Source organism: Novosphingobium sp. CECT 9465 (assembly GCF_920987055.1).
Classification (GTDB): domain Bacteria; phylum Pseudomonadota; class Alphaproteobacteria; order Sphingomonadales; family Sphingomonadaceae; genus Novosphingobium.
Genome location: NZ_CAKLBX010000001.1, coordinates 1,675,668 through 1,701,415, shown reverse-complemented (window position 1 = coordinate 1,701,415; position 25,748 = coordinate 1,675,668). Strand labels below are relative to the sequence as shown.

Below are 25,748 nucleotides of genomic sequence, written 5' to 3'. Positions count from 1 at the left end.
CTCCTGTCTCAATTTGCATCTAATCTAGGGAACGCAGCCGTCGGCACAACCGATCATGCGGAAAAGGATTCCTGCTGCCCGGCAAGGCGCAACTTCTGCGCTTCAATCACATCGCGCGGCACCACGAACAATTCGGGCCTGTGAGTGTAAAGCAGCGCAGCCTCCACCGGCATCCCCGGATGAATTGCTTCCAGCGCCGCCACATAAGCCGCCATCTGCCGCACGTAGGCCACAGGAATTTCAGCAAATGTCTGCGGTGGACGCCGCGCGGTCTTGAAATCGACGATGCGGATGCGCTCGCCCCCGATCACCAGCCGGTCCACCGTTCCGCTCACCACGCGCCCGCCAACGACCGCCGCCAGTGGCACCTCGGCCAGCGAATCCGGCCCGAACACGTCCGCCCAGTCGGGATGCTCCAGCACCGCCAGCGCCGAGCGAACCATTGCGTCACGCTCATCGGCGGCAAATTCGCTGCCGGCCCGCAACAGCCACGCATGCCCCGCTTCGGCGCGCGCGTCGGCAGCGACTTCGGGCAACCGCTCGATCAAACGATGCAGCAGCGTCCCGCGTCGCGCCGCCAGTATCGCGCCCGGTCCCGAAGGCGCTGGCGGATCGGACGCATCGTCATCGCCCAGTGACGACGGCGCGAGCGGGCGCGGCGGGCTTGGTTCGGCACCGACAGGCGTCAGCAGCACATCCGGCAGTACCGCCCGCACCAAATCGCCCGGTAGTGCCGCCTTTATCGGGAAGGACAGTGGCGCACCAATGGTCTTGCGACCGCCCCACAATGCACAGTCTTCCCAGCCATTATCGCCAAACAGCGGCTCCAGCTGCGCAAACCAGCTGTCCTTGGGCAGTTCATCGCCGCTCTGCCTGCGCTTCTTGCCCTTGGCCCCGGCAATGAACAGCGCCTCTTCCGCGCGGGTCATGGCGACATAGAGCAATCGCCAGTGCTCCTCGCGCTCGGCCCGCTTCGCCTCGGCCTCGGCTTCCAGCACGGCGGACGCTTTCTCTTCCTTGCGCAGGGGTGGCAGCGGCACCTTGCGACGGGCACCGATCACATCCTCGACCAGCGACAGCCCGCGCGGGGGCGAAAGATCCGGGTCATCGGCCGCATCGGCAAGGATCACGATGGGTGCCTGCAGGCCCTTCGATCCGTGCACGGTCATCACCCGCACCAGACCGTCGCTCTTGCCAGCCTCGCGCTTCAGTTCGCCCTCACCTGCATCGAACCATTGCAGGAATCCGACAAGGCTTGGCACATTGGCGCTGGAATAGGCCATGGTCGTGTTCAGCAGTTCATCGATCGGGTCGTTCGCCTCGCGCCCAAGCCGTGCCACCAGCAGGCGCCGCCCGTCCCACGGCCCGACCAGCAACCAGTGCAGCAACACTTGCGGCGGATCATAATCGGCCCGCGCCAGCAGACTGCGCAAGCGCTCCATTGCCGCAAACGTGGCTGGCCCTTCGTTGCGCCGCAGCCAATTCCACAGCCGTTCACCATGCGGGCGATAACCGTGTTCGAGCAGGTCTTCCTGCGTCCACCCGATCAGCGGCGAAACCAGCAGCCCCGCCAGATTGAGATCGTCCAGCGGCTGCCCGGCAAAACGCAGCGCCGCCACCAGATCCTTCACCGCCAGCGGCGCGCCCAGCCGCAGCCGGTCGACGCCCGCCACCGGAACGCCCCGCGCATGTAGCCGCGCCACGATCAACCCTGCCAGTTCCTTGCGCTTGCGCACAAGGATCATCACATCGCCTGCATCGGCCAGATTCGGCCCACCCTTCGAGAGCGGAAAGCCACTGTCGATCCAGGCGCGAACCTGCCGCGCGATGCGGTCGGCCAGTTCGCGGTCCGGGCGCGAGAGCCAGCCCTCCTCGCCCTCGTCACCATCCTCACCCGCCTCTTCGAGCTTTTCCTCGTCACCCACCACGCGCCACAGCCCGATTGTGCCGGGTATATCCAGCCCGCGATGCGGTTCCGGCGGCTGGCTCAGGCCAAAGCGGTCCCAACCGATCCGGGAAATCGCGCTGTCGACAAAATCGAGGATCGGATTGGCGGTGCGGAACGATTGGCCCAGCCCCAGTTCCAGCAATTGCCGTTCCGGGTCACGCAGCACCGCCGCCACGTCATCAAGCTGGCCTTTGACCTTGCCGCTGGCCTTTGCGAAATTTTCCGGGCTGGTCCCCTGAAATCCGAAGATCGCCTGCTTGTAATCGCCCACCACGAACAGCGTGCGCATCTTCGGCCCGCGCTGCCCTTCGCCGGTGAAGAAATCGGAAACCAGTCCGTCGAGCACGATTTCCCATTGCGAGGCATTGGTATCCTGCGCTTCGTCCACCAGAATGTGATCGAACCGCCGGTCCAGCTTGAACCGGATCCAGTCCGCCGTTGTGCGCTTGGTCAAAAGGTCCGCCGCTGCCCTGATCTGGTCATCAAAATCGATGAACCCTTCGCGCGTCTTGGCTTCGTCCCAAGCGAGCGCAAACCGCCGCCCCACGGTAAGCGCGGTATCCAGCAGGTCCGCCAGATCCAGCTTCGCCTTCAGTTCGCGCACCGCCTCGATCGAAGCAATCACCCGACCTGCCGCCTCGCCATAGGCGGCATCGATCTTGAGCAGGTTCTTCAGCCACTTCGGCTCGCCCTCGGCGTTGCACAGCGCTCTGGCCATGTCCTCGATGCCGCGCGCCCGGTTCTCCGCCGTCGACGCCAGCCAGGATGCGATAGGCTCGGCCATCTTGGCCCCGTTGGCGGTGCCCCAGTCCAGTTGCACTTCAAGGCAGGATCGCAGGGCCGCCGCATCGAACGCCCCGTCCGCGCAGATGGCGGCCAGGCTGGCCTCGCCGTCGTCCTCCCCCAAGCCCAGTACGCTGTTGATCCTTGGCCGCAGGGGCGGAAGCCACGAACCCGGTCCCCACCACAGATCACGCGCGCCCGCACAACGCAGCAGGAACGCCTCGACCTGATCCTCGCTCATCCGCAGCGAAAGCGCGGCCAGTGCATCCAGCAAAGCCTCATCGCCGCGCGCCTCGGCCTCTACCAGCAGTTCGGCCAGTACCTGCCGCACCAGCAGCGCGCGATCACGGTCTTCCATCGCGCGTGTTCCGGGGCGCAATCCAGCCTCGACCGGGAAGGACGCCAGCAACCACTGGCAGAACGCATGAATCGTCTCGATCCGCAAACCGCCACCGGGGCAATCGAGCACGGCGGCAAAGCGGCTTCGCGCCCGCGCCACGGTTGCCGGATCAAACGGCGCGCCAATCGCCATCAGGTCGCGCGCCAGACGGGCATCGTCCATCCGTACCCAGCCCGCCAGAACTTCGTTCACGCGCGTTGCCATTTCGGCGGCGCCGGCCTTGGTAAAGGTCAGGCACAGCAATTGCTCAGGCTCGACGCCGTCCTGCAACAGCAGCCGCAATACGCGCGCCGAGAGCACCTGCGTCTTGCCTGTGCCGGCCGACGCCGAGAGCCAGACAGTGCGGACCGGATCCACGGCATGTGCCTGATTGTCCCGCAGCGGATAGACCTTGCTCATGTAGCGTCCTCGCCGGAATCGCCCTTGCGCTCACGCCCCTGCCATTCATCAAGCCGCATCAACTGGTCATAGTCGGAATAGCCCGGAAGATCAGGATTGAGCCGCGCGGTGAACGGTTCCGTGCCCAGCAGCCACCGCGCAATGGCTTCGCGTAGGAAATCCTCGGTTTTTACAAGGAAATCCTCCAGCGGGATGCCCGACTGGCGCGCAGTCGTCTTCACCGGGGACTTCATGTAGCCGAAACCGCGTTCCTTGTTGCGCCCCATGGACCAGTATTCGAAACGCGAGGGTTCGCCCGCCACCCCATCCATGCCGCCGCCCTGCGCGATCAGCCCGATCAGGCCCAGTTGCAGCGAAAAGCCCTGCTCCACCATCTTGCCGGAGGGCGGCATCCCGGTCTTGTAATCGACCACCGCAAGAGTGCCATCGGCCAGCCTGTCGATGCGGTCCGCGCGTCCGTGGATACGGATGCCATCGACCACGATCTCGCCCTTGCGCTCCACTGCGAGAACTTCGCGCCCTTCGTCCGCAAGCCGGTCGGTCTCTTCTTCGATCCAGTGCAGCGCATCGATCAGGCGCGGCTTCCACATTGTCCGCATGAACGGGTGTGCGCTCATTTCGGAGAAGCGCCTTTCGGCAAACGGGACCAGTTCACCGGGCACACCGCCAGCCTCGTGCCAATCCTGCAGAATCTCATGCACCGCCGTGCCCTTCCACGCAGGTGTCGGGTCGGCATCAAGCGGATCAAGGCTGCGCAGGCCGAGGATGGCCGAGGCATAGAACTGATACGGATCGCCGCGCAGCCGATCGAGCGCGGTCACCGCAATCGGTACGCGCCGTTGGTCGGCCGACGGCATCGGCTTTGGCTGCGGATAGTGTGGCGCAGGCTCGGCATGGGCCAATGCCCTGGCAAAGTCCACCGCGCGGCTTTCCACGCGCAACTGTTCGCCCAGCATCGCCTGAATGCGCAAAAGGAAGCGCGAAGGAATGGCAGGCCCGGCGGCATCGCGCTGCGCGTGGCTCAGCACCACTTCGGGCGCGCCCAGCGCTGCGGCAAGATCGTGCGCGGCAAGGCCAATGCGAAAATCTGCGCCGGGAATGCCCAACGCCCGCAGGATCGGCGGGGCGAGCAGTGGGTCGGGCGCGGGATTGCCCGGCCAAGTGCCCTCGGTCAGTCCCCCGCAGATCACCAGATCGGCGCGGCTCATCCGCGCCTCCAGCAAGCCGTAGATCGCCAGTCGCGGATGGCTGCCATAAGGTGGGCGCACCGAAATCTCGTCCATCGCATCGCGCAGCAAGGCGGGAAGTTCGGCGCATTCGATCATCGTCGGCACACCGCCCGCAGCCTCGCGCCAGCGCTCGACAAACTGGGCCAGACAGCGCCCATCGGCCTGCGCCCACAGCCCGATACCGCACAAAGCCTCGCCCGCCTCGCCCAGCGCAACCAGCGCGGCATCGAGCGGCAACGCCCCTTCGAGCGAGACCAGCGGAAACAGCAGATCCTCCACGCCCGACCACCATTCGGTCAGCCCCGCAAAGCGCTTTTCGAACTTCTCCACCGATTGCCGGATCGCAGGCAATCCCGGTCCCGGCCTTGGCCCCCGCAAGACAAGATCGAGCTGGCGCACACGCTCCAGCCATCGCGGTCGCCTCTCGCCAGCCTGCACCAGCGGATGCCCCAGCAAGGCCACCAGCGGCACCGGCGCGACCCGCTCGGCCACCGCTTCAGCCAGTTGCAGCAGCAGCCGTCCCGCTGCCGTCTGCGGCAAGGGCTTGCCCGCCGTGTCGTCGGCCACCACGTTCCAGCGACCAAGATGGGCCACCACGCGCGCGGCCAGACTGCGATCCGGTGTGATGACCGCCACCCGCCGTTCGGGAACCTCCAGGGCTTCGCGCACCAGTACCGCGATGGCTTGCGCTTCCTCTTCCGGGTTGGCGCATTCCATTACCCGAACGCCCGAAAGCCGTCGGTCTTTTGCCTCCAGCGAAACCCACGCCGCGCTTGCATCGGGCGGCAGGAACAGATTGGAAATAGCACGGCTGCGCTCAGGCGGCGCAGGCGAAAGGCCCGCGCGGTGCCACGGCTGCACCTCACCGCGCGCAATGCCCATGCGGTTCAGCAGCAACTTCAGGTGATATTGCGGATGGGTCACCACATCGCCGCGTTCGAACACGGCGCCATCCGGCCCGCCCGCGCTGCCCAATGCATCCCAGACGCCCGCGTCCAGCGCCAGATCGAGATCGGGCAGGATCACCCCGCCATCGGGCATGTCCGCCACCGTGCGCAGCAGCCTTGCCACTGCGGGCGATGCCGAGGTGACGCCTGCCGCAATCACCGGATGCGCAGGCGGACGGTCCCGCCATGTTTTCGCAGCATGGTCGAGCAGCCGGTTGCGCCGGTCAGGCGCGTCAATCTGCCCCATGGATTCCAGTTCGGCCTGCCAGATCGTGAACACCGACGCGAAGACGCGCGTGTTTTCGATCCAGTGAACCGACAGATCGGACGCAATTCCGACAACGGTTTCGTCCAGCAGTTGCAGGGGGTGAATCCCTTCCACCAGCAGACGGTCGATCCCTTGCGCAAGCCCCCGCGCCTGCCGCAGCAGCGCCGCTTCGCCCGGCGCCTCGGTCCCCAGCACATCACCCAGAATGCGCGCCAGTCGCAACAGCCGCCACACCGGATCGACGGCTTCGGGAATATCCAGCCCTGCGCCGATCGGATCGAGCAACGGTCCCAGCGTCTCGTCCAGATCGAGATCGCCCACCACCGCCATGCGCGGCAGCAGCAAGCCCGCACCGCTGACCCGCACGAAGGCTTCGGTCACCGTGCGAATAGCGCGCTGGCTGGGCAGCAGCAGCGTCAGGCGGGCAAGGCCGAAACGGTCCTCGCGGTATCGCGGGATCAGGCCCGCCACCAGTGCATCGGCAAAGCCACGGTGCGCCGCGATGGACCACACGCGCGGGCGGGCGGCCGCTTCGTTCATCTCAATCCTGCCGCAATGCGGTTTCGGTCGGCGCGATCATGCCCGGCTCGCCCACCTCGTACCACAGGCCCAGGTGCGACGTTCCGTACAGTCGTCCCTCGGCTATCGCGCGGTCCCACAGCCTGGTGGTCGAAAACGATCCTTCCGGTGCATCGCGCAGCAGGCGGTGCGAAACGATCTGGATGCCGCTGTAGATGAACGGAGCGATCCGCCCGGTGCGCCGCCGGGAAATCCGGCCCATCGGGTCCATGTGGAAATCGCCCTTGCCGCGATAATTGAATGCGCGTGCATGGGGCACCAGCAACAGCAGCGCGTCCATCCGATCAGGATCCCATGCATCGGACAGATGCTCGAACACGTTGCGCGGCCCATCCAGCCAGATGTTGTCGCTGTTCAGCGCAAAGAACGGATCGCTGCGGATCAGCGGCAGCGCCTTGACCATGCCACCACCCGTTTCCAGCAACAGGTCACGCTCGTCCGAAATGGCGACCGTCGGCGCTTGTCGGCGCGACAGATAAGCCTCCATCGCATCGGCCAGATAGTGTACGTTCACCACCGCCCGCGCCACGCCCGCTTCTTCCAGCTTGTCGAGGCAATGGTCGATCAGCGGTTTGCCCGCCACCTGCACCAGTGGCTTGGGGCGCGATGCCGTCAAAGGCCGCATGCGCTTGCCAAGGCCTGCCGAAAGCACCATCGCCACGTCGCTCGCCAGCGGTTTCGTCATACCGCGAACCTGCCCCCCAGGCTGGCGCGAACGTCAGCCGGAATATTCGCATCGAACCACGCAGCCACAGGTGCCAGCGCGGGGTGCGCCAGATCGCGCTCCATCAGCGCCCACACGCGCGGGATGTAATCGAGATAGCGCGGCTTGCCGTCACGCTTCCACAGCCGCACGAAAATGCCGACGATCTTGGCGTTGCGCTGTGCGCCAAGCCGGGCATAATCAGCCCGGAAGTCATCGCCTTCTCCTGCCGATTGAACACCCGACTGCGCCAGATAATAGTCGAGCATCTTCGCCTCAAGCTCCGGCGATACGTCGCGCCGCGCATCCTGCAACAGCGAAACGAGATCATAGGCGGCATGGCCCACCAGCGCGTCCTGAAAATCAAGCAGGCCCTGCTTGTCCAGCCCGCCCACCAGCATGACGTTTTCGGCATGATAATCGCGCAGCACCGTCACACCCGGCCGTTGCCTTCCGAGCAAGGGCGAAAGCACATCTTCCCAGGCGTTCGTCCAGCTGCGCCCATCGACATACAGCCCGCGCGCGGGCACGAACCAGTCGATGAACAGCTTTGCCTCGCGCTGGTATTCGGCCAGCGTATAGCCGGTGAACGGTCCCGGCGGGAGGCGGCGCAACCGGATCAGCGCATCGATCGCGCCGCGGTAAATCTCTTCCTCATCCTGCGGCCAGGCGTCGAGGTATTCGCGCATCCGCACTTCGCCGAAATCCTCCAGCAGCACGAAGCCGTCCTCGGCCTGCTCGGCCAGAATGATCGGCGCGCGCATGCCATTGCCTTCAAGCCATCTGGCCGAGCGGATGAACGGTTCCGGGTCCTCGTTCGGCGGCGGTGCATGCATCAGCATGGCCGTGCCCTTCGTATGGCGGATACGGAAATAGCGGCGGAACGATGCGTCCCCCGGCAAAGGCTCTATCGTCGCGCCGACCCAGCCTGCGTTGTTCAGGAAAGCCTCGGTGCCCAAAGGGATGGTCAGGTCCATGAACCCCGCCCTAGCCAATCCATCCCCGCGCGCACAATGGCCCGCCGCCCGTTTTCCGTGGATTCAAGCGTGATCGACAGGCACCCCGGCTCATGCGCAAAGCCGCCCGCATTTTCAGGCCACTCCGCCAGCAGTGCCGCACCCTGCCGGTAATCGTCCAGCCCGATCTCGTCGGCTTCCGATGGATGCTCAAGCCGATAGAAGTCGGCGTGCACCAGCGGCAGGCGCACCGATGGCGGATCGTACACCTCGATGATCGCAAAACTGGGACTGGGCACTTCGCCGTCATGGCCAAGGCTCGCGATAATGGCGCGCGCCAATGTGGTCTTGCCCGCCCCCAGTCCGCCGGTCAGCGCCACAACGTCGCCACTACGCAAATCCGCAGCGATCCGATGCGCCAGCGCTTGCGAGGCGTCGAGATCGGGCAGTTCGACGATCACGGCAGAACCACGATCGCGCTTGTCCCCAGCCCCGGTTCGGACATCAGTTCCAGCGTGCCACCATGCGCCTCGACCAGTTGCCGCACCAAGGGCAGGCCAAGCCCCTGCCGCCGTTCCACAGCGCGGCCATCGGCGCTGACTTTCAGTCCTTCCATGGCTCGCGCCAGCACGGCGGGTTCCATGCCCCGACCATTGTCGGAAACCACGACTTGCAGCTTCGCACCCTTCTTGCGCGCGGCTTCCACCAGGATGCGACCACCTTCAGGGGTCGCCGCAATCGCGTTGTCGATCAATTGTCCGAAAGCCCGCCGTAACCGCCGCGCATCGCCGGTCACCAGTCCCGCAGACTTGTCGCCGCGCAAATCGAGCGTCAGGCCCGCGGCAACCAGCCGCTCCTCGCGTTCATGCACCACTTCGGTCAGCAAGGGGAACATCTCGACCTGCTCCTGCGCCAGCGGCAGCGTTCCGGCCTCGCTTTGCGAAAGGTCGAGCACATTTTCGATCTGCTCGCCCAGCCGCTCCACCGAAGAAAGAATCGCAGCGACATATTCGTTCTGCTGCTCGGTCAGTTGCCCGGCAAGGCCGCTCTGCAACAGTTCGGCAAAACCGCCGATAGAGGTCAGCGGCGTGCGGAATTCATAGCTCATGTTGGCGATGAACCGCGTCTTCACGGCGTCTGCCTCGACCAGCGCGGCATTGCGTTCACGCAGTGCCGCCTCGGCCTTCTGGCTGTCGGTAATGTCAAGGACCGTCAGCATGCCATTGCCATCGGGCAAGGGTACACCCGCAATCGCCAGATGCCGCCCGTCGGCCAGCGTCAGCCGCCCGCTGCGCTGCTTGCGCTCCAGCGTTGCCCCCTGAATCACTTGCGCTATCGTGCCGACTTGCGCCGGACGCTTCAATTGCGATGCAATCTGGTTCAGCAGCACATCTGCCCGCGGATGCGTACCCAGAAACGCCTCGTCCAGCCCCCAGTCAGCGGCAAAACGCCGGTTCCACAACTGCAACTTGGCATCGGGAGCGAACACCGCCAGCGATTCGAACAAATTGTCGAATGTTGCCGTGCGCGTCCGCAGCAGCGTGTCGCGCGTGGCGGAAAGCTGGAGTTGTTCGGTACGATCCTCGAAGATCATCAACAGCCCGCCATCGGGCATGGGCTGGCCGATCACGCGCAGATGCGTACCGTCAGACAAGTGCCACGATTCCTCCATCGGTTCGCGCGCCAGGAACCAGCCCTGCCGTTCACGCCGCCATTCGGGAAAATCGCGCACTTCTGGCAGGCGCCCGGCATCTCGCATCCTGTCGATCACGCGATCGAATGGCGGCGTATCGATCACCCAGGCATGCGGCACGGCAAAAATGCGCAGAAATGGCTGGTTGGCAAACACCAGATTGCGCTTGTCGTCGAACTGCGCGATCCCGGCGGACAGCGTGTCGAGCATTTCGCGTTGCGCTTCACGGAACCGGCGAAACTGGCGGATCAGCTCCTCCATTTCCTCTATATCGACGGCGTATCCTGCCACGCCTTCTTCGCCCAGCGGCAGGTCGGTTACCCGCAGCGCCCGGCGCTGACCCTTGATCGTGGCTTGCAACGATCTTTCGACCGGAACTTGCCGCGAATGTGCCTGTCGCGCCACTTGCGCCGCCGAAAGCCCATCCACCGGCTCGATCAGTTCGATGCCCTGCGCGATGACCGCCTCGGCACTGGCCGCACCGACTGCCTTCACATAGGCACTGTTGACCAGCCGCAAGCGGAAATCCGGCCCGCGAAACCACATCGGCAAGGGCGCGGCTTCGATCAGGCCCGAAAGCCCGGCAAAATCGGCCTTGGCGCTGGCCGTCTCGGCGCGCAGTTGCACCAGTTCGGCCTCGCTTTGGGAAAAGTCGAAGAGCCACACCAGCGCTGCGCCGCCCGGCGATACTTGCGGATCAGCCAGATGCCCGTGCGCTGCAAGGCTGCGTGTGCCACCACGCGGGGTCAGCGCCAGACGGAATGGTGTGCCGGTCTTCTGGGCGCGCCGCACGGCATCGCTCAGCCACGAAAGCTGTACTTCGTCCAATCCGCGCTCACCCGCGTCAAGTTCGGAAAGGTAGCCCGGCATAGCCTCGAAACCGAGCCATCCGGCCAGCCGCGCAGGCCCTTCAATCCGTCCGTCCGCGCGCACCAGCAGCGGCAGTGCGGGCGATTCGTCGATCATCCGCGCCAGCCGCCGCGCCTGCCGCTGCACCGCTTCGCCGCGCCGCGCCCGCTTGCGCGCCTCCAGCACGAACCAGCCTGCCCCCACGGTCCAAGTGGCAAGCAGCAGTCCGATCAGCACCAAAGCGGTCTGGTTAAGCAACGGCATCCTGCACTCGCTACGGTCTGGCCGGGCGAATTACAATGCCAAGCGCGCGAAACCCGGCATGCGCCCCCCCGCGCAGGCGGGGGCCTCAGGACAGATAAAACCGCCATCGCGCAATACGCCTGAGGTCCCCGCTTTCGCGGGGACGCCAGCCACCATCAATAGCGGTAATGATCCGGCTTGAACGGACCTTGTTCTGGAACACCGATGTAGTCGGCCTGCTTCTTCGAAAGCCTGGTCAGTTTTACGCCCAGCTTTTCCAGATGCAACGCGGCCACCTTCTCGTCGAGATGCTTGGGCAGAACGTAGACTTCGTTCTTGTACTGCGCGTTCTTGGTGAACAGTTCGATCTGCGCAAGCGTCTGGTTGGTGAAGCTGGCGCTCATCACGAAGCTGGGGTGGCCGGTCGCGCAGCCGAGGTTCACCAGACGGCCCTTGGCAAGGATGATGATCTGTTTGCCGTCGGGGAATTCCACCAGATCAGTGCCCGGCTTCACTTCGGTCCACTTGTAGTTGTCCAGCGCGGCAATCTGGATTTCGCTGTCGAAGTGCCCGATGTTGCACACGATGCTCATCGGCTTCATCGCCTTCATGTGCTCGGCGGTGATCACGGCCTCGTTGCCGGTCGCGGTCACGAAGATGTCGGCGCGGGTAACCGCCTCTTCCATGGTGACGACTTCATAGCCTTCCATTGCCGCCTGCAACGCGCAAATGGGATCGACTTCGGTGACCATGACACGGGCACCGCCGTTGCGCAGCGACGCCGCGCTACCCTTGCCCACATCGCCGAACCCAGCCACGCAAGCGACCTTGCCCGCCAGCATCACGTCTGTTGCGCGACGGATGGCATCGACAAGCGATTCCTTGCAGCCATAGAGGTTGTCGAACTTCGACTTGGTCACGCTGTCGTTCACGTTGATCGCGGGGAACGGCAGCTTGCCGTCCTTGGCGATCTGGTAAAGACGGTGGACGCCCGTCGTCGTTTCCTCGGACACGCCCTTGATGTGCGCGACCGACATGGTCAGGTAGCCCGGCTTGCGCTTGAGGAATTCCTTGAGCGCGCGGACGAATTCGATTTCCTCGGCGTTGCTCGGCTCGAACAGATCTTCGCCCGCTTCAACGCGCGCGCCCCACAGCGCGAACATCGTGGCGTCGCCGCCATCATCCAGGATCATGTTGGCGGTGCGGCCCGTGCCGTCGTCCCAATCGAAGATCGAACCGACATAATCCCAGTATTCGGCCAGGCTTTCGCCCTTGATCGCAAACACCGGGATACCGGCGGCGGCAATCGCGGCGGCAGCATGATCCTGCGTCGAGAAGATGTTGCACGTGGCCCAGCGCACGTCAGCGCCCAGTGCCACCAGCGTTTCGATCAGCACGGCGGTCTGGATCGTCATGTGCAGCGATCCGGTGATGCGCGCGCCCTTGAGCGGCTGCGATGCGCCGAATTCCTCACGCAGGGCCATCAGTCCCGGCATTTCGGTTTCGGCGATGCGGATTTCGGCGCGGCCAAAGTCGGCAAGGCCGATGTCGGCGATCACATAGTCGTTCTTGGCGTCAATCACGCTGGCCACGAGGCATTCTCCTGAATTCCGGTCTGCGCATCTGCGCCATGTCCGCCCCTTAGCGAACCTGTGCCCATCGTGCAAACATAGTATAAAGACTTCTTTATATCGCTGTTGAGGACTATCCCCCCGCCTGCCCCGTTGCGCCTTCGCGCAAGCCACCTATATCCCTGCGGCAAGACCCGCCAATTGAGCACCATGAAAGGAATTTGGGGATGACAATCGCTGTTGGAGACAAGCTGCCCGACGTGAAGATCGTCAAGGCAACCGCAGAAGGCAACGAAGCCGTGCAGGCCGCCGATTACTTCAAGGGCAAGAAGGTCGCCCTGTTTTCGGTGCCTGGCGCATTCACGCCCACCTGCTCGGCCAAGCACCTGCCGGGCTATGTCGAAAAGGCGGCTGACCTCAAGGCCAAGGGCGTTGACGAAATCGCCTGCACCGCCGTCAACGATCCCTTCGTGATGAAGGCATGGGGTGCTGCCACTGGTTCGCCTGAAGTGACGATGCTGGCAGACGGCAACGGCGATCTTGCCGAAGCTCTCGGCCTGACCATGGACGGTTCGGGCTTTGGTCTGGGCAAGCGTGGCCAGCGCTTCTCGATGGTCGTCAACGATGGCGTGGTAGAACAGCTGTTCGTCGAAGCACCGGGCGACTTCAAGGTCTCCTCGGCCGAACACATGCTCGAAAACCTCTGATCCGGTCCGGCCCCCGCACGTGCGCGCGGGGGCCGCTACCTGTCAGAATGAAAGCCTGACGCGCCCGACGACCTTGTCTCCGGCATGGCGCACATCCGCAAAGGGCGATGCGACCACGCGTGAGGTGTCGATATCCGTACCCACGTAATCCAGACCGACGGTGAACGGATACTGGTTGTATTCCAGCCCTACCTTCCAGTCTGAATAACTGCCCACCGGGCGCAACCGCGCCGCACGGACCGCATTGTCGGCATCGCCTGACGTGTAGCCGACCGATGCCGAAACACTCAGGGGAAACGCTGGTATGCCCGCAAGCGCCGATGCGCGCAGATGCAGGTTATCGCCACCGATCGCTTCCTGTCCCGGCGCGTAATAGGCATTTGCGCCCACTTGCAACGGCCCGATCGAATAGCGGGCGCCCAGCCCCACTTCGGCATAGTTCATGCCGGTGTCCGCACCACCAAATACATGACCGATGGCCTCGGTCCGCAGCGTGAATGCGCCCGCATCCCAATCCTTGCCCAGTGCCAGATCGGCCACGACATCTGCATTGGCATGGCGATCGGACTTGCGCAGGGCCGAAACCCGCACCGCTGCGTCCAGCCCGGCAAACCCGACATAGGCATCGCTCGACGCCGAAATCTCGCCATCGCTCCAGCTCAGACCCCGGCGCACTTCGTCGGTTGTCGCCTCCACGCCGAAATCCACCGATTGCGCATGGGCTGCGGGGACATATGCCCCCGCAACCAGCAGCGCCAACCCGATCCGCGCGTTCACACCGATCATAATCTGGAAAACCCCTTATCCTTCACGGGCGCGCTTTTGCGCCCCGTCTGCTTCAACGAGGATCACCGCACGATCCTGCGCCACCATGGCCATCATCGCCTCGCGCAATGCGGCACGTCTCGCCTCGACGATGCGACCGATCTCCTTGCCGCTGGATGAACACCACCCCGGCAGCGATCCCTTCAGCGCACCGTCGCGCGTCATCGCGCGTGAGGCTTGCAATCCCGATCCGGCAATCGCAGTGCGCTCGACTGTCAAGGACACTGACCAGTTGCACCGCAGCGTTGTCGCACGACCGCCGGGACCGGTCGTACCTGTCTGCGTTGTCGCAATCGCAGTGGCTCCACGATAGTCTGCGGCAATCGGTCCGGCTGCCGGATGATCGATCGTTTCACGATGTTCCAGCGCCTGTACAGGCACGGAAAAAATCGCGCCGAACGTGAGCATGGCGATAGCGAAGCATTTCATTTCCACGGTCTCCTGCTTTGACCCGGCCTGTTCCTGCCAGTGACCTGAGCAACCTAGACCGGCCCGCAGGCCAACCCAAGACGCGGAATTGTAATGTTTCTTTGCCGCTGTATCGATCAATATCCCATCAGGCTGAGCACTTCCTTGCGGCTGCGTGTATCTTCCAGGAACGTGCCCATCATCCGGCTCGTCACCATGCCGACGCCGGGTGTGCGAACGCCGCGCGCAGTCATGCAGGCATGGCTCGCCTCGATTACCACCGCCACGCCGTGCGGCCGCAGATTATCCCAGATACATTGCGCGACTTCGGCGGTCAGCCGTTCCTGTATCTGGAGGCGGCGGGCGAAGCCGTGCAACACACGCGCCAGCTTCGATATGCCGACAACCTTGTCGCGCGGCAGATAGGCGATCGCCGCCTTGCCGATGATCGGTGCCATGTGATGTTCGCAGTGCGACTGGAACGGGATGTTCTTCAGCAGCACGATCTCGTCGTAACCGCCCACCTCCTCGAACTGCCGCTCAAGATGCCGGGCGGGATCTTCTCCATAACCGAGACAGTATTCTTTCCACGCCCGCGCCACGCGCTTTGGCGTATCGAGAAGCCCCTCACGCGATGGATCGTCGCCAGACCAGCGGATCAATGTGCGAATGGCCTCCTGCACATCGGCAGGCACGGGCACTTTGCCACGCGCCAGATCGTCGTCCTCATCCGGTCCAACAAGACTGCTCATCGCATCCCTCACTATCGCATCGGCCGCCGCAGGATCCGGCTCTTGAACAACCCCCTGCGATAGAACGAGAGCATCTCCTCCGGTCGCTCAGGGTCCAGCACCTCGTTGTCGGCGAGCGCCTTCTCCGCATCGCTCAGCTCGCGCGGAACGAAAGGTATCAGGCGCTTGCCATCCTGCGGCACCGCCGCGATCATCGCCGCCATCCCGCCATGCTGGTCGAGAAGTTCCGCTACCCGGTCAGGCGTCACACCGCAATGCTCTGCCAGCAGCGAAATGCGTAAGTCGCGGATTGTCTTCGCGCAATGGCCGTTCGCCGGTCTGGCACTGTCGATGAAGACATCGCATTCGCTGTCCAGCCCCATCGACCGGTTGTTGAGGTTGGCCGACCCGATCCGCAATATTTCATCATCAATGATCGTCAGCTTCGAATGGACGTAGATCGGCGTTCCGCCTGCAGTTACCGGATGCCAAACCGAAAACCGGCGTTTGTGATCGACCTCGTCGATCGACCGGACAAGACGTATGCGCGCCCCGTCCATCGCGGTCTGCTCCAGCCACCCGTCAGAACTCTCCGGGTTGATCAGGATCACCTCCGGCGGATCGGGTTCACCCATGCGCAATGCAATCGCCTCGGCAATCTTGCGCGATGCAAAGTACTGGTTCTCGAAATAGATGAACTTCCTTGCCCGTGCGATATGCTCAAGAAACAGCGCCTCGATTTCGCGGATTTCACCCGCATCGGCATATTGCGAGCGGGTCCGCGCGATTCCGATCTCCACATTGCGGAATTCCGCCTCAACCTGGCCAGGCCAGGGCGATGCATCCTGTGGAAGGCACGGCAACATCGGCTTGCCACCGGCCTGAACCCACCGCGTCCGCCCGAACTTGCCAAGCAGCGCCGCAGCTTCGCCTTCCATCAACATGGTGCAATCATGCCATGGACCATATAGCTGACCGCGCGGCCGCCTGCGTCGCTTGTCATTATCAAGATGCTCGCGCGTGTCCCAGCGGTCTCCCGCCATGTCGATTCCGCCGCACACGGCAAACCTGTCATCGATCACCGCGATCTTCTGGTGGTGGCTGCATCCCAGTGGATGCGCGCTGTCCAGTTTGAACACGATGCGCGGATGCCGCCACCAGCGCAGCAGATCAAGCATCATCGATCCGCGAAACACCGCTTTCAACGCACCGAAATTCCACTTGAGTACGCGCACATCAAGCGTCTTGCGCCGGTTGGCCAGCCACACCACGAAGGCGCCAAGGCGTGCGGGCGATACCTTACGGCGCGGCAGGTTCCACCACCGCCGTCCACCGCCGATAAGTATCCGCGTATCGAAATCCCAGCCAATCAGCATGATCCGCTGTTGCGCCCGCATCATGGTTTCGCGCATCAGGGAAAAATAGTCGGCCGCGTCGATAACCGCATGCGCGCGGCTTGCCATGGCATAGCGCCAAACCGAAGGCGATTCGCCTGCGTGATCGACCTGATCTTCTGGAACAGACGGGTTCTCGTCCGGGGCCTCGTCGCGCGTCACCAAACCCCCGCCCACCGCATATCTGTGTCACTCCAAGCTCGCGCGATCGCAATTGCGATAAAGGTCAGCTGGCGACACAACGTCAGCACACTGGCATGCCTGCTCTATTGCAGGGCAACGTGCAAAGAATATGAAGGTTCCCGAAAGTCGCCCGACATCGCGCTGCGCGCGCGCTAAATCAGTCCGGTACGGAAATCACCAGTTCGTCTGGGTGGGCCATGTTCAGATTGCTGCGGAGCAGTTCACCGACAAGATCGGGGTCTGCCTGTCGGGGATCAAGCAGCGTCACCCGGTTCTTCATCCGATCCCGTTCTGCCGTCAATTGCGCAATTTCAGCCTCGCGCTGTTCAAGCAGGCGCGCATTCTCGCCCCAGGCCAGCAAGCCGCTTGGCCCGGCAACGCCGATCGCACCCAGCACCAGCAAAGCCACCAGCGCAAAAGACTGGGTCAGACTGTCGTTCGGCAGCATGGGTGAACGTCGTGATTGCATGTTCATACTGAATCACAATTGTCGGGTCGATTCAAGCCGTAATACCCGCAAGCTGAACCACCTGGCCGATTTTACCGGATGCTTTCCCAGTTCCGTCGGCCCGCCCGCACCTCAGCGGACGTTTGCTTGCACATCAGGCAGTTCCAGCACGGCACAAAAACGGTCATTTCGCGCCATGAAACGCAGAGTGCCGCCATGCGCCAGCGCGACGCGCTCTGCAATCGCAAGACCAAGCCCGGCGCCATCACCGCCGCGCGCGCTGTCACCTCGCGCAAAGGGCCGCAGGAGTTGCTGTGCCTGGGCCGGATCAAACCCTGCGCCAGCGTCGCTCACCTCTATGCGGAGGACTCCAGCCACGGCGTGAGCGGTCAGACGGACCGGGCGCCGCCCATGCCGCAGCGCATTGCCCAGCAGATTGCCGACCGCCCGCGCAACGGCCAGGCACCGAAGCGTCGCATGCAGCGCGGCATCGGCTTTCACTTCGGTTTCCCCCGCCGGATCGCAATCGCGCGCCACGATTTTCAGGAGTTCCGCAACATTGCAGTCCGCTACCCGCTCATCGGCAAACCCTCGTGCGAAATCGAGAAACTGTTCGAGCATTGCCTCTATGCGATCGACCTGACGCGCAGCGGTTGCCTCAATTTCAGCATCGCTGCCGCCCATCATTTCCAGACATAGCCGCAACCGGGTCAATGGCGTCCGCAGATCATGGCTGACGCCTGCCAGCATCAGCGATCGTTCTGCCTCGTCCTGCGCAAGGCGTTCCGTCAGCCGGTTGAAGGCGCTGGCGACTGCGGCGACTTCCTGCGGCCCGGACGTTTCCAGCAAGGGCAGTATCTGCCCCTGCTTTACAGCTTCCGGCGCAAAGGCATCGACTTGCGCCGCCAACCGCCGGAGCGGGGCATCGAGCCGTCGTTGCAACATCAGCCCTGCTGCGGCCGCGACGATGAAAGCGACGATCAAGGCATAAAGCAGCGTCTGCATCGCGCTGCGGCCCGATGGCGGGGTGACGCTTATCCACACCATGCGGGAACCGATCTTCAACTGGAACCATAGCCGATTGTCGCGGCCACGCCGCCAGTCCAGATTGCCGTTCATGCCCAGCCTGCCGGAAAGGGCGCGGATGAACTGACGCTCGATGAAGCTTGGCAGGCGATTGCGCAAACCGGTTTGGCCACTGTGCATCACTGGCTCCTCCAGCCTGACCAGCACGTTACCGCTGCGCCCGATCTGCGCCAGCATCTCCTCGCGCTGCGATTCCGGCAGCTCGTCCATGACCTGTGCAAGCACGGACACCATGTCTGCGGTGAGTTGTGCGATCCGGTTGACTTGCGGCTGGATCACAAGCGTCATCACCAGCAGCCCGGCAACCACCTGCCCGGCCAGCACCACGCCAACCATCAGGGCCACGTTCCTGCGCAACAGGCTGCGCGGGAGCGCGAATGCAGGAAGCTTCCAGTTCATGCCGGTCCCGGCCCGCTGCTTTCAGGTGCCAGAACATAGCCCACGCCCCATACCGTGCGGATATACCGCGGCTCGCCCGCATCGTCGCCTATGGCCCGGCGCAGGCGCGCCACCTGCACATCGATGGCGCGATCGGTCACTTCTGCGTCGCGGCCCAGCGCCCGGTCGATCAGTTGTGCGCGGCTGAGCGGGCGTCCGGGGCTGCGCGCCAGCGCCGCCATCAGCGCAAATTCGCGCGATGACAATGGCAACGCCGCACCATCACGGCAAACCGTCATCGCTGAAAAGTTGACCTCGAAAGGACCGACAGTCACCGTCTCGTCGCTGCTTGCACCGCGCGCCGGTGCTATCCTGCGAAGCAGCGCGGCAATCCGGGCCACCAGTTCTCGCGGCAGGAACGGTTTGCCAAGATAGTCGTCCGCACCCATTTCCAGCCCCAGAACCCGGTCAACCGGATCGCCGCGCGCGGTCAGCATGATCACCGGCACCTGCTCACCATTGGCGCGCAGGCGGCGCAGGATGGCCAGCCCGTCCTCGCCGGGCATCATCAGGTCCAGCACGATGACATCGGCCGGTTCGCGCTGCAGCGCCACGTCCATCGCCTTGCCACCGTCCACCGCGCGCACGGCAAAGCCGTGTTCGGAAAGGAACCGCTGCAAAAGATTGCGCAGTTCGGGATCGTCATCGACGACAAGCAGGCGGTGCGGACGTTCGGTCATGGACGGACTCCTGCCATTGCCGTTCGCGATCAGCCAGTCGGCCCGGCGGGCAAGGTGTGACAAACCGTTACAACAGGCTGCCGCTGTCATGCCCTGCCACGACTTTGCCGTTTCCCGACATTGCGGTGATGCATCTTGCAGGCAGAAAACCTCCTGTCGCCCGCAAACACAAGTGCAACTTCGCCGCGGGCCAGTTTGAAGGAGATTGGACATGACGAAACTTCGCACCACCCTGACCGCGTTTACCGCCGTTGCCGCGCTCGCCTTTGCATCCACCGCCGATGCCAGCGGCGGTGTGCGCCTGCGCGGACAGAACGGCTCTGCCGGCGCCGTTGCGGGCAAGAAGGGCGTCGCCGGTCGTGCGGCAGGCACCACCACTGCAGAAGATGGCACCGTAACCCGTGCCAGCGCATCGGGCTTCCGGGGCGCCAACGGTGCGCGCGGCGGCCGGGCCTCGACCACCTCGGTCTCGCCCGACGGCACCGTAACGCGCAATGCCGGGGCATCCACCAGCGGTGCGCGCGGCAGTGCATCGTCGCAGGGCAACTTCACCCGCAGTGCAGATGGCACCGCCAGCGGTTCGCGCTCGACCAATGCCACCAACGCTACCACCGGCAACAGCTATTCCGGCTCCACCACGCTCAGCGATGGCGCCCTCAGCCATTCCGGCACCTGCACCAACGCTGCGGGCGAAACGATCGCCTGCCGTTAAGCGCTGCGCCATAACCCCTGGACTGCCGTTTGTCGGACGTCCTTCAACCTGGCATGGCGCGGCGCTCATCCCACCCTGGATGAAGCCCCCCCGATGCGTCGCGTCATGCCCCTTTCCGATGGATCCCGATCCCATGCCTTTCGCTCGCAACATCATTTCCGCCCTGGCCCTGGTGGCCGTGATGCCCGCTGCTGTCCAGGCAGCCCCATCGGGCCGCCCTTCCCACGATTTCGGCGGAGAAGAAGCGCTCGAACGTATTCGTGCAGCCGATGCCAACAAGGACGGCGTGATAACCCGCCCCGAACTGCTGAAGCACCGCACCGCCGAATGGCCGCGCCTCGATCGCAATGGCGATAGCTACTTCAGCAAGGAAGATCTGCCCGGCTTCGCCAGAAGCCGCTGGGACAGCGGACGTCTCGCTACCATGCGCCAGACATACGACACGAACCGTGATGGGCGCATCAGTCGCGCGGAGTTCTCGTCCGGCCCTACGCCAGCTTATGATATGGCCGATGCCAATCGCGATGGCCGCGTGACCGAAGCTGAAATCAAGTCAGCGATTTCCGCCCTCAAACAAAGCTAGAACCATGCGTCTTGCGTTTCAACATCCGTGGATTGTCGCGATCATGCTCGCGCTGGTGCTGGGAGAGATCGGCTGGCGGCTGCGCAAGGGGCGCGGCTATGATGGCGGTGCTGCGGCCGCCAGTCTCGGCGTGGCGGTGGGGCAGGCGATTTTCCGTCCGCTCACCGGCCTCCTGACCGGCGCGATCTTTCTGCTGCTGGCCGACATTTCGCCTGTTCAGTTGCCTGCGGACAACTGGCGGACATGGGTCGCCGGATTTTTCGCTCTCGAATTCGCGTACTACTGGTTCCACCGTTTCAGCCACACCGTCCGCTGGATGTGGGCAACCCACGCTGTGCACCATTCCGCCCGCGAATATGTCCTGCCCAGCGCGATCCGCCTGGGCTGGACGGAATTTTTCTCGCTGGGCTGGGTCTTCTTTGCCGTCCTGGTGCTGATCGGGTTTCCGCCTATGGTCGTCGCGGTGCTGCTGGGTGCCAACCTGATCTATCAGTTCCCGTTGCATACCGAGGCCGTGGGCCGCCTGCCAAAGTGGATCGAAGCGGTGTTCAACACACCTTCGCACCACCGTGCTCACCACGCGAGCGAGACCGACTATCTCGATTGCAACTTCGGCGGCATCTTGATCGTGTGGGACCGCCTGTTCGGCACTTTCCGCGCAGAACCGCATGACCGCGCCCTGCGCTACGGACTGGTCCACGATCTCGATTCCCGCAATCCCGTGCACATCGCCCTACACGAATGGCGACGGCTCTTCGCAGACATCGCGCAGGCGCGCGGGGCAAGCGCCAAGATAAAAGTCGCACTCGGCCGTCCCTGATCAGACCGCGAATTGCCATCGAAAATTCTGAAAAATGGTGCACCCGACGGGATTCGAACCCATGGCCCCCAGATTAGGAATCGTCCGCGCGACTTTGATTTAATTAGGATTTCTCGGTCCATGTTGCACTGGTGTTGCACTTAAGCCAGCAATTCGGCCTGTGAAGCAGCGATAATAGCCGCGTCCCCGCTCGCATCCGTGATAAGGTGGCCGTAGGTATCCAGCGTCAATTGGATGCTCTCGTGCCCGATCCACACCTGCAGGCGCTTCAAGTCGATCTTCTGCTTTATCCAGGCACTCGCGGCGGCGTGGCGTAGAGCGTGGAAGCCGTAGCGGGCCTGCATCGTTGGCAGGCTCTTCTTGTCCAGCTTGGGCTTGCCATCCTCGATCACCGGATCGCAGACGCCCGCCTTGACCTGCAAGGGCAGAAACTTCCGGCGCAACAGGTGGCCGTATTGCTGAACACCGCCTTCAGTGTTCGGGAACGCCAGCCCCTCCGGTCCCTTCGGACAGCGCAGTTTCCATGCGGTCAATTCCTTGACCAACGCCTGCCCTATCGGAATCGTGCGATAACCAGCCCCCGACTTCGGCGGTCCAATCTCTCCGAACTTGTCGGCGCGCTGGTTTACCGAAAGCCGACCGCGCTTTAGGTCGATGTCCGACCAGCGCAGCCCCCGCAGTTCGGATGAACGCAGACCCGTCAATATGGCGGTAAGCAGCATGGGCCGTAGATCGTCGCTAGCAGCGTCAAGAATCGCTTTTAGCTCGGTCTTGTCGGGAATGGTAATCTTGGCGCGTTCGCGGGCCTGCCGGATTACCTTGACGCCACTGGCTACGTTCTGCGCAACGAGGCCCCGGCGCTGCGCTTCGGTCAAGATGCTGGACAGGGCACGCACCGCCTTGCCTGCCATGGCCTTGGATCGCGTTGCGATAAGTTCATCGCGGTATGCCTCGATGGCGGGCCGGGTGAGGCGTGACAGCTTCTCAGCGCCAAGGAAGGGCACGATGTGCTTTCGGGCAAGCTGGCCATACTGAGCGATGGTTCCGCGCTCCCTGCCCTCTGCCTCTGCTTTCTTGATCCACAGATCGGCAGCGGCGGCGACAGTCACAGATTGCGAGTCGGCAGTGTGCACGCCTTGGCTCACCTGCCATGCAGCACCTACCCGCCACGCTTCCGCATCCTTCTTGCGGGCGAACTGCTTGGCGCGGCGCTTCCCGGCCTGATCCTTGTAATCGACCAGCCAAGCCGTTTTCTCGCTGCCGTCCGGCGCGGTCCAGGCGCGCTTACGGATTGCCATTGGAGTGCTTTCTGAACAGTTCCCTTAAAACGTCGTAATAGCGGTCGCTCTTGCCCTCATCCCGGTAGGTTTGCTTAACCAACGCATTTTCGGCCTCGAACTCATCAATAGATCGGACGGCAGCATCCGACCAGTCCAGCAGGGGCTCCAAGAAGTTCCCCGGGAGCAGTGCTCCCACAGTCGCAAGAACTCGAGTTATGTTGACAAGCGAAAGCCTAGGCGAATCTTCGAATGATGACCTTTTAAGAAGCTCCGAAACTAGCTCTGCCCCGCCGTAGAAGAACGATTCGAGGTCGCTTATATTATCCTGCTCCGTCTCATCGCATAAAGCATCTAAAGATCTTGGGTCAAAATAGACGTACATCTGTAATATATCGTCTCCCTCCTCGATCTTGCCATGCTCCGCCAAGATCAACGATTGAGCGGCCAACGTAACTGCGGACGCAACTGGGAACGTGTTACGCGAGATAATGGTGGTTGCTCGTTCAGGCGGTAGGCCAAGCTGGGTCAGCTCTACTGCCAACGCGATTTGGAAACACTGACCTGCGGTGTACTGTGCGGCTCGGCCCTTTATCGCTCTGAAATCTCCCGGAAATCCAAGGCGATGAAAGTTTTTTAAGCGTGCCTGAAAGGCTGTACGCTTGGACGGGTGGATTAGGTGGAGCGCGGCGAGCACTCCTTCAAGCTGACCGAATTGCCAAGAATCAGGCACATCGCCCCCACTAAAGAAAAGTTTCTAAGGAACCTTGCGTTAGAGGATGGCATGGCATAAGTCTAGCTTGTGCAACGTTGCATAGGAAGGTTGCACATCACACTAAACGGAGGCCACGTAAATGCTTAGTGATGATCTTTTGGGCGGAGCGAAGGCGGCGGCGGCATACATCGGCCAGAACGACCGCGCCATATATCACATGGTTCAACAAGGCTTGCTCCCGGTGATCCGCAAAGGCCGCAAGCTCTATTTCCGCAAGTCGGAACTGGAGGCTGCATTCCGCTCAGTTGCGGCTTGATGCCCTGAAACCAAAAACCCCCGCACGGTGAGGTGCGAGGGCTGGGGGTGTCAATTGAGACCTGACGCCTCAGTCCTAAGCCAATTCGTGTGGGAACTCAAGTAGTTCCATCGGCGCACAGGCGCGCCACCATTGAAAGGACTGACGAAATGGCTGATTTCCAGCATCGGGCGAACTTTGCCTGCGAAACTGATCTCGGAACCGATCCGGCAAGCTTCCTTGCTTACTTTACCGAACTTGGCGGGGGCTATTGGCTCACGCCGGATGGCGAACTCTTGCTTGGGGTTTTGCAGACCAATGCCAAAGAAGCAAACCGCAGACTTGCTGCGCAACTCATGCGCCAGATTGGCACCGATGACGCGCAGCGGATAAAGAACCATATCACCGCACGGCTGAATGGTGATGACCAAACCCGTGTCGGTTGGACGCAGGCCATGCGCCGCCATACCATCGCGCTACACGCTTACGAAGCAATAGCAGCCAGCGCGTCGTTGGATGATCACGAAGCCGACCGGCTTTGCGATATCGAGAACGATATCCGGTGGGAGTTAATTGGCATGCCTGCTCCGGATCGCCCCGCTCTTCTATGGAAGCTGGAATATCTTTTCCAAGGCTCCAGCGGTTCGCTCGACCCCTACAACATAGAGCTTTTGGCGCAGACGCTCGCGGATTGCCGCCGCCTGCTGGTGGAGGGCTGAGCCATGACTAGCAATGACGCCGCAAACTTGTCCATCTGGGACGCAGCGATGCAGACCTATGCCGAGGCGACCAAAGCATTCGCGGATCAAGAAGCCATCACGCCAAGTAGCTTCGCACTTGATGACTTGTGCAACGCTATGACGGACGCCGAAGATGCGTTGTTTCGGCTCGACGCTCCGCACTTGCGAGCCATTTTGTGGAAGCTGGACAGGCTGGAGGTCGATGCAAACGGCTCGTCTCTGTCACCCGACCATATCCGGCAGGTGTCAACTGACATTCGCCGCCTGATCGGGGAGGCGTGACCATGGGCACCGTCATAAACCTTGCCGCGCACCGTGCCGCCAAGCAGCCGGTATCAGAGCCGCGCAAGCCCGACTTCACCCGCACGCCCGAGATGGCATTCATCCTCGCACTGGTCGGCAGCTTGCCAGCCAAGCAGCGCAGCCGCGTCCTGCTTCAAGTGATGATGATGAGTGAGCGGACGCCAGACTGCGAGGCATCGCGAGATGCTGGCTATCTCGCCGCCATGATGAACTTTCGCTTCAATCCGAAGGGGGCTTGAGCATGGGCATGCGGCGCGATTCATTCAAGCGGTAGCCTCCTGCATGCATGCACAATCAACTTAGGGGTGTCCTATGGAACTCATGACTTCACCTGAATCGGCCCGCTATCTCAAGCTGTCTGAGCGCACTCTCGCCGCAATGCGCGCACGAGGAGACGGGCCGGAATTCACCCGCCTCCATCGTGATGGCCGGGGCGTTCGCTACCGTCTGGCCGACCTCGACCGCTGGGTCGCAGGAAGGGGTGTCACAGCATGACGCGCAATCGACTGTTCGGCGTCGAAGTGCGGCCCTCAAGGCTGGGCGCTGGTTACGAGGTATTGACACACATTCCCACAATCGATGGGGATCCTGATTTGCATCAGGCTGAACACTTCACGCTCTCTGCGAAGGGGGCGAATGACTACGCGCGCGAATGGCATCGCCACCATGTCAGCATGCTTACGAAGGGTGCCGACCTTTACCGCAGCGGTTTGCCGTTCCTTCGCCTCTCCAGCGATGAGGAGGGCGCAAACGATGGCACCCCCTGAACGAAAACGAGGCCCGATGAGGGGCCTCGCTGTTCCATGCTGGCAGGCGACGGGACAGGGCAACCCAT

The 25,748-nt window shown here is 63.0% G+C and carries 26 protein-coding genes; 10 read left to right on the top strand and 16 right to left on the bottom strand.

The features are described from left to right. Nucleotides 1-53: 53 nt before the first annotated feature. The 7 genes from addA to ahcY form a co-directional block, all read right to left on the bottom strand. A complete protein-coding gene (addA, locus tag LUA85_RS08265; RefSeq protein ID WP_231468666.1) occupies nt 54-3,530 on the bottom strand; it encodes a double-strand break repair helicase AddA in 3,477 nt (1,158 codons plus the stop codon). Then, nucleotides 3,527-6,514, bottom strand: coding sequence for a double-strand break repair protein AddB (gene addB / locus LUA85_RS08260; protein ID WP_231468665.1), 2,988 nt, complete (start codon nt 6,512-6,514; stop codon nt 3,527-3,529). The genes addA and addB overlap by 4 nt, the downstream gene beginning before the upstream one ends. Nucleotide 6,515: 1 nt before the next feature. Then, on the bottom strand, nt 6,516-7,238 hold the full coding sequence (locus LUA85_RS08255; protein ID WP_231468664.1) for a nucleotidyltransferase family protein: 723 nt from the start codon (nt 7,236-7,238) through the stop codon (nt 6,516-6,518). Then, complete coding sequence (locus LUA85_RS08250) at nt 7,235-8,233, bottom strand: aminoglycoside phosphotransferase family protein (RefSeq protein ID WP_231468662.1); 999 nt, start codon at nt 8,231-8,233, stop codon at nt 7,235-7,237. The genes LUA85_RS08255 and LUA85_RS08250 overlap by 4 nt, the downstream gene beginning before the upstream one ends. Next, a complete protein-coding gene (tsaE, locus tag LUA85_RS08245; RefSeq protein ID WP_231468660.1) occupies nt 8,224-8,673 on the bottom strand; it encodes a tRNA (adenosine(37)-N6)-threonylcarbamoyltransferase complex ATPase subunit type 1 TsaE in 450 nt (149 codons plus the stop codon). The genes LUA85_RS08250 and tsaE overlap by 10 nt, the downstream gene beginning before the upstream one ends. After that, nucleotides 8,670-11,018: a PAS domain-containing sensor histidine kinase gene (locus LUA85_RS08240; protein WP_231468657.1), complete on the bottom strand. Its 2,349-nt coding sequence runs from the start codon at nt 11,016-11,018 to the stop codon at nt 8,670-8,672. The genes tsaE and LUA85_RS08240 overlap by 4 nt, the downstream gene beginning before the upstream one ends. A 155-nt stretch (nt 11,019-11,173) precedes the next feature. After that, nucleotides 11,174-12,589 (bottom strand): adenosylhomocysteinase, encoded by a 1,416-nt coding sequence (gene ahcY, locus LUA85_RS08235; RefSeq protein WP_231468655.1) that lies wholly within the window; start codon nt 12,587-12,589, stop codon nt 11,174-11,176. Nucleotides 12,590-12,795: 206 nt separating this feature from the next. Here ahcY and LUA85_RS08230 point away from each other — a divergent pair, with 206 nt between their 5' ends. Next, a complete protein-coding gene (locus LUA85_RS08230; protein WP_231468653.1) occupies nt 12,796-13,275 on the top strand; it encodes a peroxiredoxin in 480 nt (159 codons plus the stop codon). Nucleotides 13,276-13,317: 42 nt separating this feature from the next. On the opposite strand, the gene LUA85_RS08225 is transcribed toward LUA85_RS08230, so the two are convergent. From LUA85_RS08225 to LUA85_RS08195, 7 genes are all read right to left on the bottom strand, one after another. Next, complete coding sequence (locus tag LUA85_RS08225; protein ID WP_231468651.1) at nt 13,318-14,061, bottom strand: TorF family putative porin; 744 nt, start codon at nt 14,059-14,061, stop codon at nt 13,318-13,320. 15 nt (nt 14,062-14,076) lie between these two features. Beyond that, nucleotides 14,077-14,529 carry a hypothetical protein gene (locus LUA85_RS08220; protein ID WP_231468649.1) on the bottom strand — a complete coding sequence of 151 codons (453 nt, stop codon included), beginning with the start codon at nt 14,527-14,529 and terminating at the stop codon, nt 14,077-14,079. 116 nt (nt 14,530-14,645) lie between these two features. Next, the gene (folE, locus tag LUA85_RS08215; protein ID WP_231468647.1) at nt 14,646-15,260 is read right to left on the bottom strand and encodes a GTP cyclohydrolase I FolE; all 615 of its coding nucleotides are present in this window, start codon (nt 15,258-15,260) and stop codon (nt 14,646-14,648) included. 11 nt (nt 15,261-15,271) lie between these two features. Next, nucleotides 15,272-16,795 carry a phospholipase D-like domain-containing protein gene (locus LUA85_RS08210; protein ID WP_371823661.1) on the bottom strand — a complete coding sequence of 508 codons (1,524 nt, stop codon included), beginning with the start codon at nt 16,793-16,795 and terminating at the stop codon, nt 15,272-15,274. A 178-nt stretch (nt 16,796-16,973) separates the two neighbouring features. Next, nucleotides 16,974-17,264, bottom strand: a complete 291-nt coding sequence (locus tag LUA85_RS08205) for a septum formation initiator family protein (RefSeq protein ID WP_231468645.1) — start codon at nt 17,262-17,264, stop codon at nt 16,974-16,976. A gap of 132 nt (nt 17,265-17,396) precedes the next feature. After that, the gene (locus tag LUA85_RS08200; protein ID WP_231468643.1) at nt 17,397-18,749 is read right to left on the bottom strand and encodes an ATP-binding protein; all 1,353 of its coding nucleotides are present in this window, start codon (nt 18,747-18,749) and stop codon (nt 17,397-17,399) included. After that, nucleotides 18,746-19,468: a response regulator gene (locus LUA85_RS08195; protein WP_231468640.1), complete on the bottom strand. Its 723-nt coding sequence runs from the start codon at nt 19,466-19,468 to the stop codon at nt 18,746-18,748. Before LUA85_RS08195 ends, LUA85_RS08200 begins: the two co-directional genes overlap by 4 nt. A 211-nt stretch (nt 19,469-19,679) precedes the next feature. Here LUA85_RS08195 and LUA85_RS08190 point away from each other — a divergent pair, with 211 nt between their 5' ends. The 3 genes from LUA85_RS08190 to LUA85_RS08180 all read left to right on the top strand — a co-directional run bounded on the left by LUA85_RS08190 (nt 19,680) and on the right by LUA85_RS08180 (nt 21,583). Then, nucleotides 19,680-20,180: a hypothetical protein gene (locus LUA85_RS08190; protein ID WP_231468639.1), complete on the top strand. Its 501-nt coding sequence runs from the start codon at nt 19,680-19,682 to the stop codon at nt 20,178-20,180. Between the two features lie 133 nt (nt 20,181-20,313). Beyond that, the gene (locus tag LUA85_RS08185; RefSeq protein WP_231468637.1) at nt 20,314-20,763 is read left to right on the top strand and encodes an EF-hand domain-containing protein; all 450 of its coding nucleotides are present in this window, start codon (nt 20,314-20,316) and stop codon (nt 20,761-20,763) included. A gap of 4 nt (nt 20,764-20,767) precedes the next feature. Further along, a complete protein-coding gene (locus LUA85_RS08180; RefSeq protein WP_231468635.1) occupies nt 20,768-21,583 on the top strand; it encodes a sterol desaturase family protein in 816 nt (271 codons plus the stop codon). A gap of 140 nt (nt 21,584-21,723) precedes the next feature. Here LUA85_RS08180 and LUA85_RS08175 read toward each other — a convergent pair whose 3' ends face one another. Together LUA85_RS08175 and LUA85_RS08170 are read right to left on the bottom strand one after the other, a co-directional pair. Continuing rightward, a complete protein-coding gene (locus LUA85_RS08175) occupies nt 21,724-22,881 on the bottom strand; it encodes a site-specific integrase (RefSeq protein ID WP_231468633.1) in 1,158 nt (385 codons plus the stop codon). Next, complete coding sequence (locus LUA85_RS08170; protein ID WP_231468631.1) at nt 22,868-23,311, bottom strand: hypothetical protein; 444 nt, start codon at nt 23,309-23,311, stop codon at nt 22,868-22,870. The genes LUA85_RS08175 and LUA85_RS08170 overlap by 14 nt, the downstream gene beginning before the upstream one ends. 403 nt (nt 23,312-23,714) lie before the next feature. Between LUA85_RS08170 and LUA85_RS08165 the strand changes: the two genes are divergently transcribed. The 6 genes from LUA85_RS08165 to LUA85_RS08140 all read left to right on the top strand — a co-directional run bounded on the left by LUA85_RS08165 (nt 23,715) and on the right by LUA85_RS08140 (nt 25,680). Beyond that, nucleotides 23,715-23,891: a helix-turn-helix domain-containing protein gene (locus LUA85_RS08165; RefSeq protein ID WP_231468629.1), complete on the top strand. Its 177-nt coding sequence runs from the start codon at nt 23,715-23,717 to the stop codon at nt 23,889-23,891. Between the two features lie 149 nt (nt 23,892-24,040). After that, complete coding sequence (locus tag LUA85_RS08160) at nt 24,041-24,589, top strand: hypothetical protein (RefSeq protein WP_231468627.1); 549 nt, start codon at nt 24,041-24,043, stop codon at nt 24,587-24,589. Nucleotides 24,590-24,637: 48 nt separating this feature from the next. Further along, entirely contained in the window at nt 24,638-24,892 is a 255-nt protein-coding gene (locus LUA85_RS08155; protein ID WP_231468625.1) for a hypothetical protein, read from the top strand. 2 nt (nt 24,893-24,894) lie between these two features. Further along, a complete protein-coding gene (locus LUA85_RS08150; protein WP_231468623.1) occupies nt 24,895-25,152 on the top strand; it encodes a hypothetical protein in 258 nt (85 codons plus the stop codon). An 82-nt stretch (nt 25,153-25,234) separates the two neighbouring features. After that, entirely contained in the window at nt 25,235-25,408 is a 174-nt protein-coding gene (locus LUA85_RS08145; protein WP_231468621.1) for an AlpA family transcriptional regulator, read from the top strand. Continuing rightward, complete coding sequence (locus tag LUA85_RS08140; RefSeq protein WP_231468619.1) at nt 25,405-25,680, top strand: hypothetical protein; 276 nt, start codon at nt 25,405-25,407, stop codon at nt 25,678-25,680. Before LUA85_RS08145 ends, LUA85_RS08140 begins: the two co-directional genes overlap by 4 nt. Nucleotides 25,681-25,748: the final 68 nt, after the last annotated feature.

Excerpts from the sequence above, each read along its gene's own strand:
- addA (WP_231468666.1), bottom strand. The coding sequence starts at position 3,530 with ATGAGCAAGGTCTATCCGCTGCGGGACAATCAGGCACATGCCGTGGAT.
- addB (WP_231468665.1), bottom strand. The coding sequence starts at position 6,514 with ATGAACGAAGCGGCCGCCCGCCCGCGCGTGTGGTCCATCGCGGCGCAC.
- LUA85_RS08255 (WP_231468664.1), bottom strand. The coding sequence starts at position 7,238 with ATGACGAAACCGCTGGCGAGCGACGTGGCGATGGTGCTTTCGGCAGGC.
- LUA85_RS08250 (WP_231468662.1), bottom strand. The coding sequence starts at position 8,233 with ATGGACCTGACCATCCCTTTGGGCACCGAGGCTTTCCTGAACAACGCA.
- LUA85_RS08240 (WP_231468657.1), bottom strand. The coding sequence starts at position 11,018 with ATGCCGTTGCTTAACCAGACCGCTTTGGTGCTGATCGGACTGCTGCTT.
- LUA85_RS08230 (WP_231468653.1), top strand. The coding sequence starts at position 12,796 with ATGACAATCGCTGTTGGAGACAAGCTGCCCGACGTGAAGATCGTCAAG.
- LUA85_RS08225 (WP_231468651.1), bottom strand. The coding sequence starts at position 14,061 with ATGATCGGTGTGAACGCGCGGATCGGGTTGGCGCTGCTGGTTGCGGGG.
- LUA85_RS08220 (WP_231468649.1), bottom strand. The coding sequence starts at position 14,529 with ATGAAATGCTTCGCTATCGCCATGCTCACGTTCGGCGCGATTTTTTCC.
- folE (WP_231468647.1), bottom strand. The coding sequence starts at position 15,260 with ATGAGCAGTCTTGTTGGACCGGATGAGGACGACGATCTGGCGCGTGGC.
- LUA85_RS08205 (WP_231468645.1), bottom strand. The coding sequence starts at position 17,264 with ATGCTGCCGAACGACAGTCTGACCCAGTCTTTTGCGCTGGTGGCTTTG.
- LUA85_RS08200 (WP_231468643.1), bottom strand. The coding sequence starts at position 18,749 with ATGAACTGGAAGCTTCCTGCATTCGCGCTCCCGCGCAGCCTGTTGCGC.
- LUA85_RS08195 (WP_231468640.1), bottom strand. The coding sequence starts at position 19,468 with ATGACCGAACGTCCGCACCGCCTGCTTGTCGTCGATGACGATCCCGAA.
- LUA85_RS08190 (WP_231468639.1), top strand. The coding sequence starts at position 19,680 with ATGACGAAACTTCGCACCACCCTGACCGCGTTTACCGCCGTTGCCGCG.
- LUA85_RS08185 (WP_231468637.1), top strand. The coding sequence starts at position 20,314 with ATGCCTTTCGCTCGCAACATCATTTCCGCCCTGGCCCTGGTGGCCGTG.
- LUA85_RS08180 (WP_231468635.1), top strand. The coding sequence starts at position 20,768 with ATGCGTCTTGCGTTTCAACATCCGTGGATTGTCGCGATCATGCTCGCG.
- LUA85_RS08175 (WP_231468633.1), bottom strand. The coding sequence starts at position 22,881 with ATGGCAATCCGTAAGCGCGCCTGGACCGCGCCGGACGGCAGCGAGAAA.
- LUA85_RS08165 (WP_231468629.1), top strand. The coding sequence starts at position 23,715 with ATGCTTAGTGATGATCTTTTGGGCGGAGCGAAGGCGGCGGCGGCATAC.
- LUA85_RS08160 (WP_231468627.1), top strand. The coding sequence starts at position 24,041 with ATGGCTGATTTCCAGCATCGGGCGAACTTTGCCTGCGAAACTGATCTC.
- LUA85_RS08155 (WP_231468625.1), top strand. The coding sequence starts at position 24,638 with ATGCAGACCTATGCCGAGGCGACCAAAGCATTCGCGGATCAAGAAGCC.
- LUA85_RS08150 (WP_231468623.1), top strand. The coding sequence starts at position 24,895 with ATGGGCACCGTCATAAACCTTGCCGCGCACCGTGCCGCCAAGCAGCCG.
- LUA85_RS08145 (WP_231468621.1), top strand. The coding sequence starts at position 25,235 with ATGACTTCACCTGAATCGGCCCGCTATCTCAAGCTGTCTGAGCGCACT.
- LUA85_RS08140 (WP_231468619.1), top strand. The coding sequence starts at position 25,405 with ATGACGCGCAATCGACTGTTCGGCGTCGAAGTGCGGCCCTCAAGGCTG.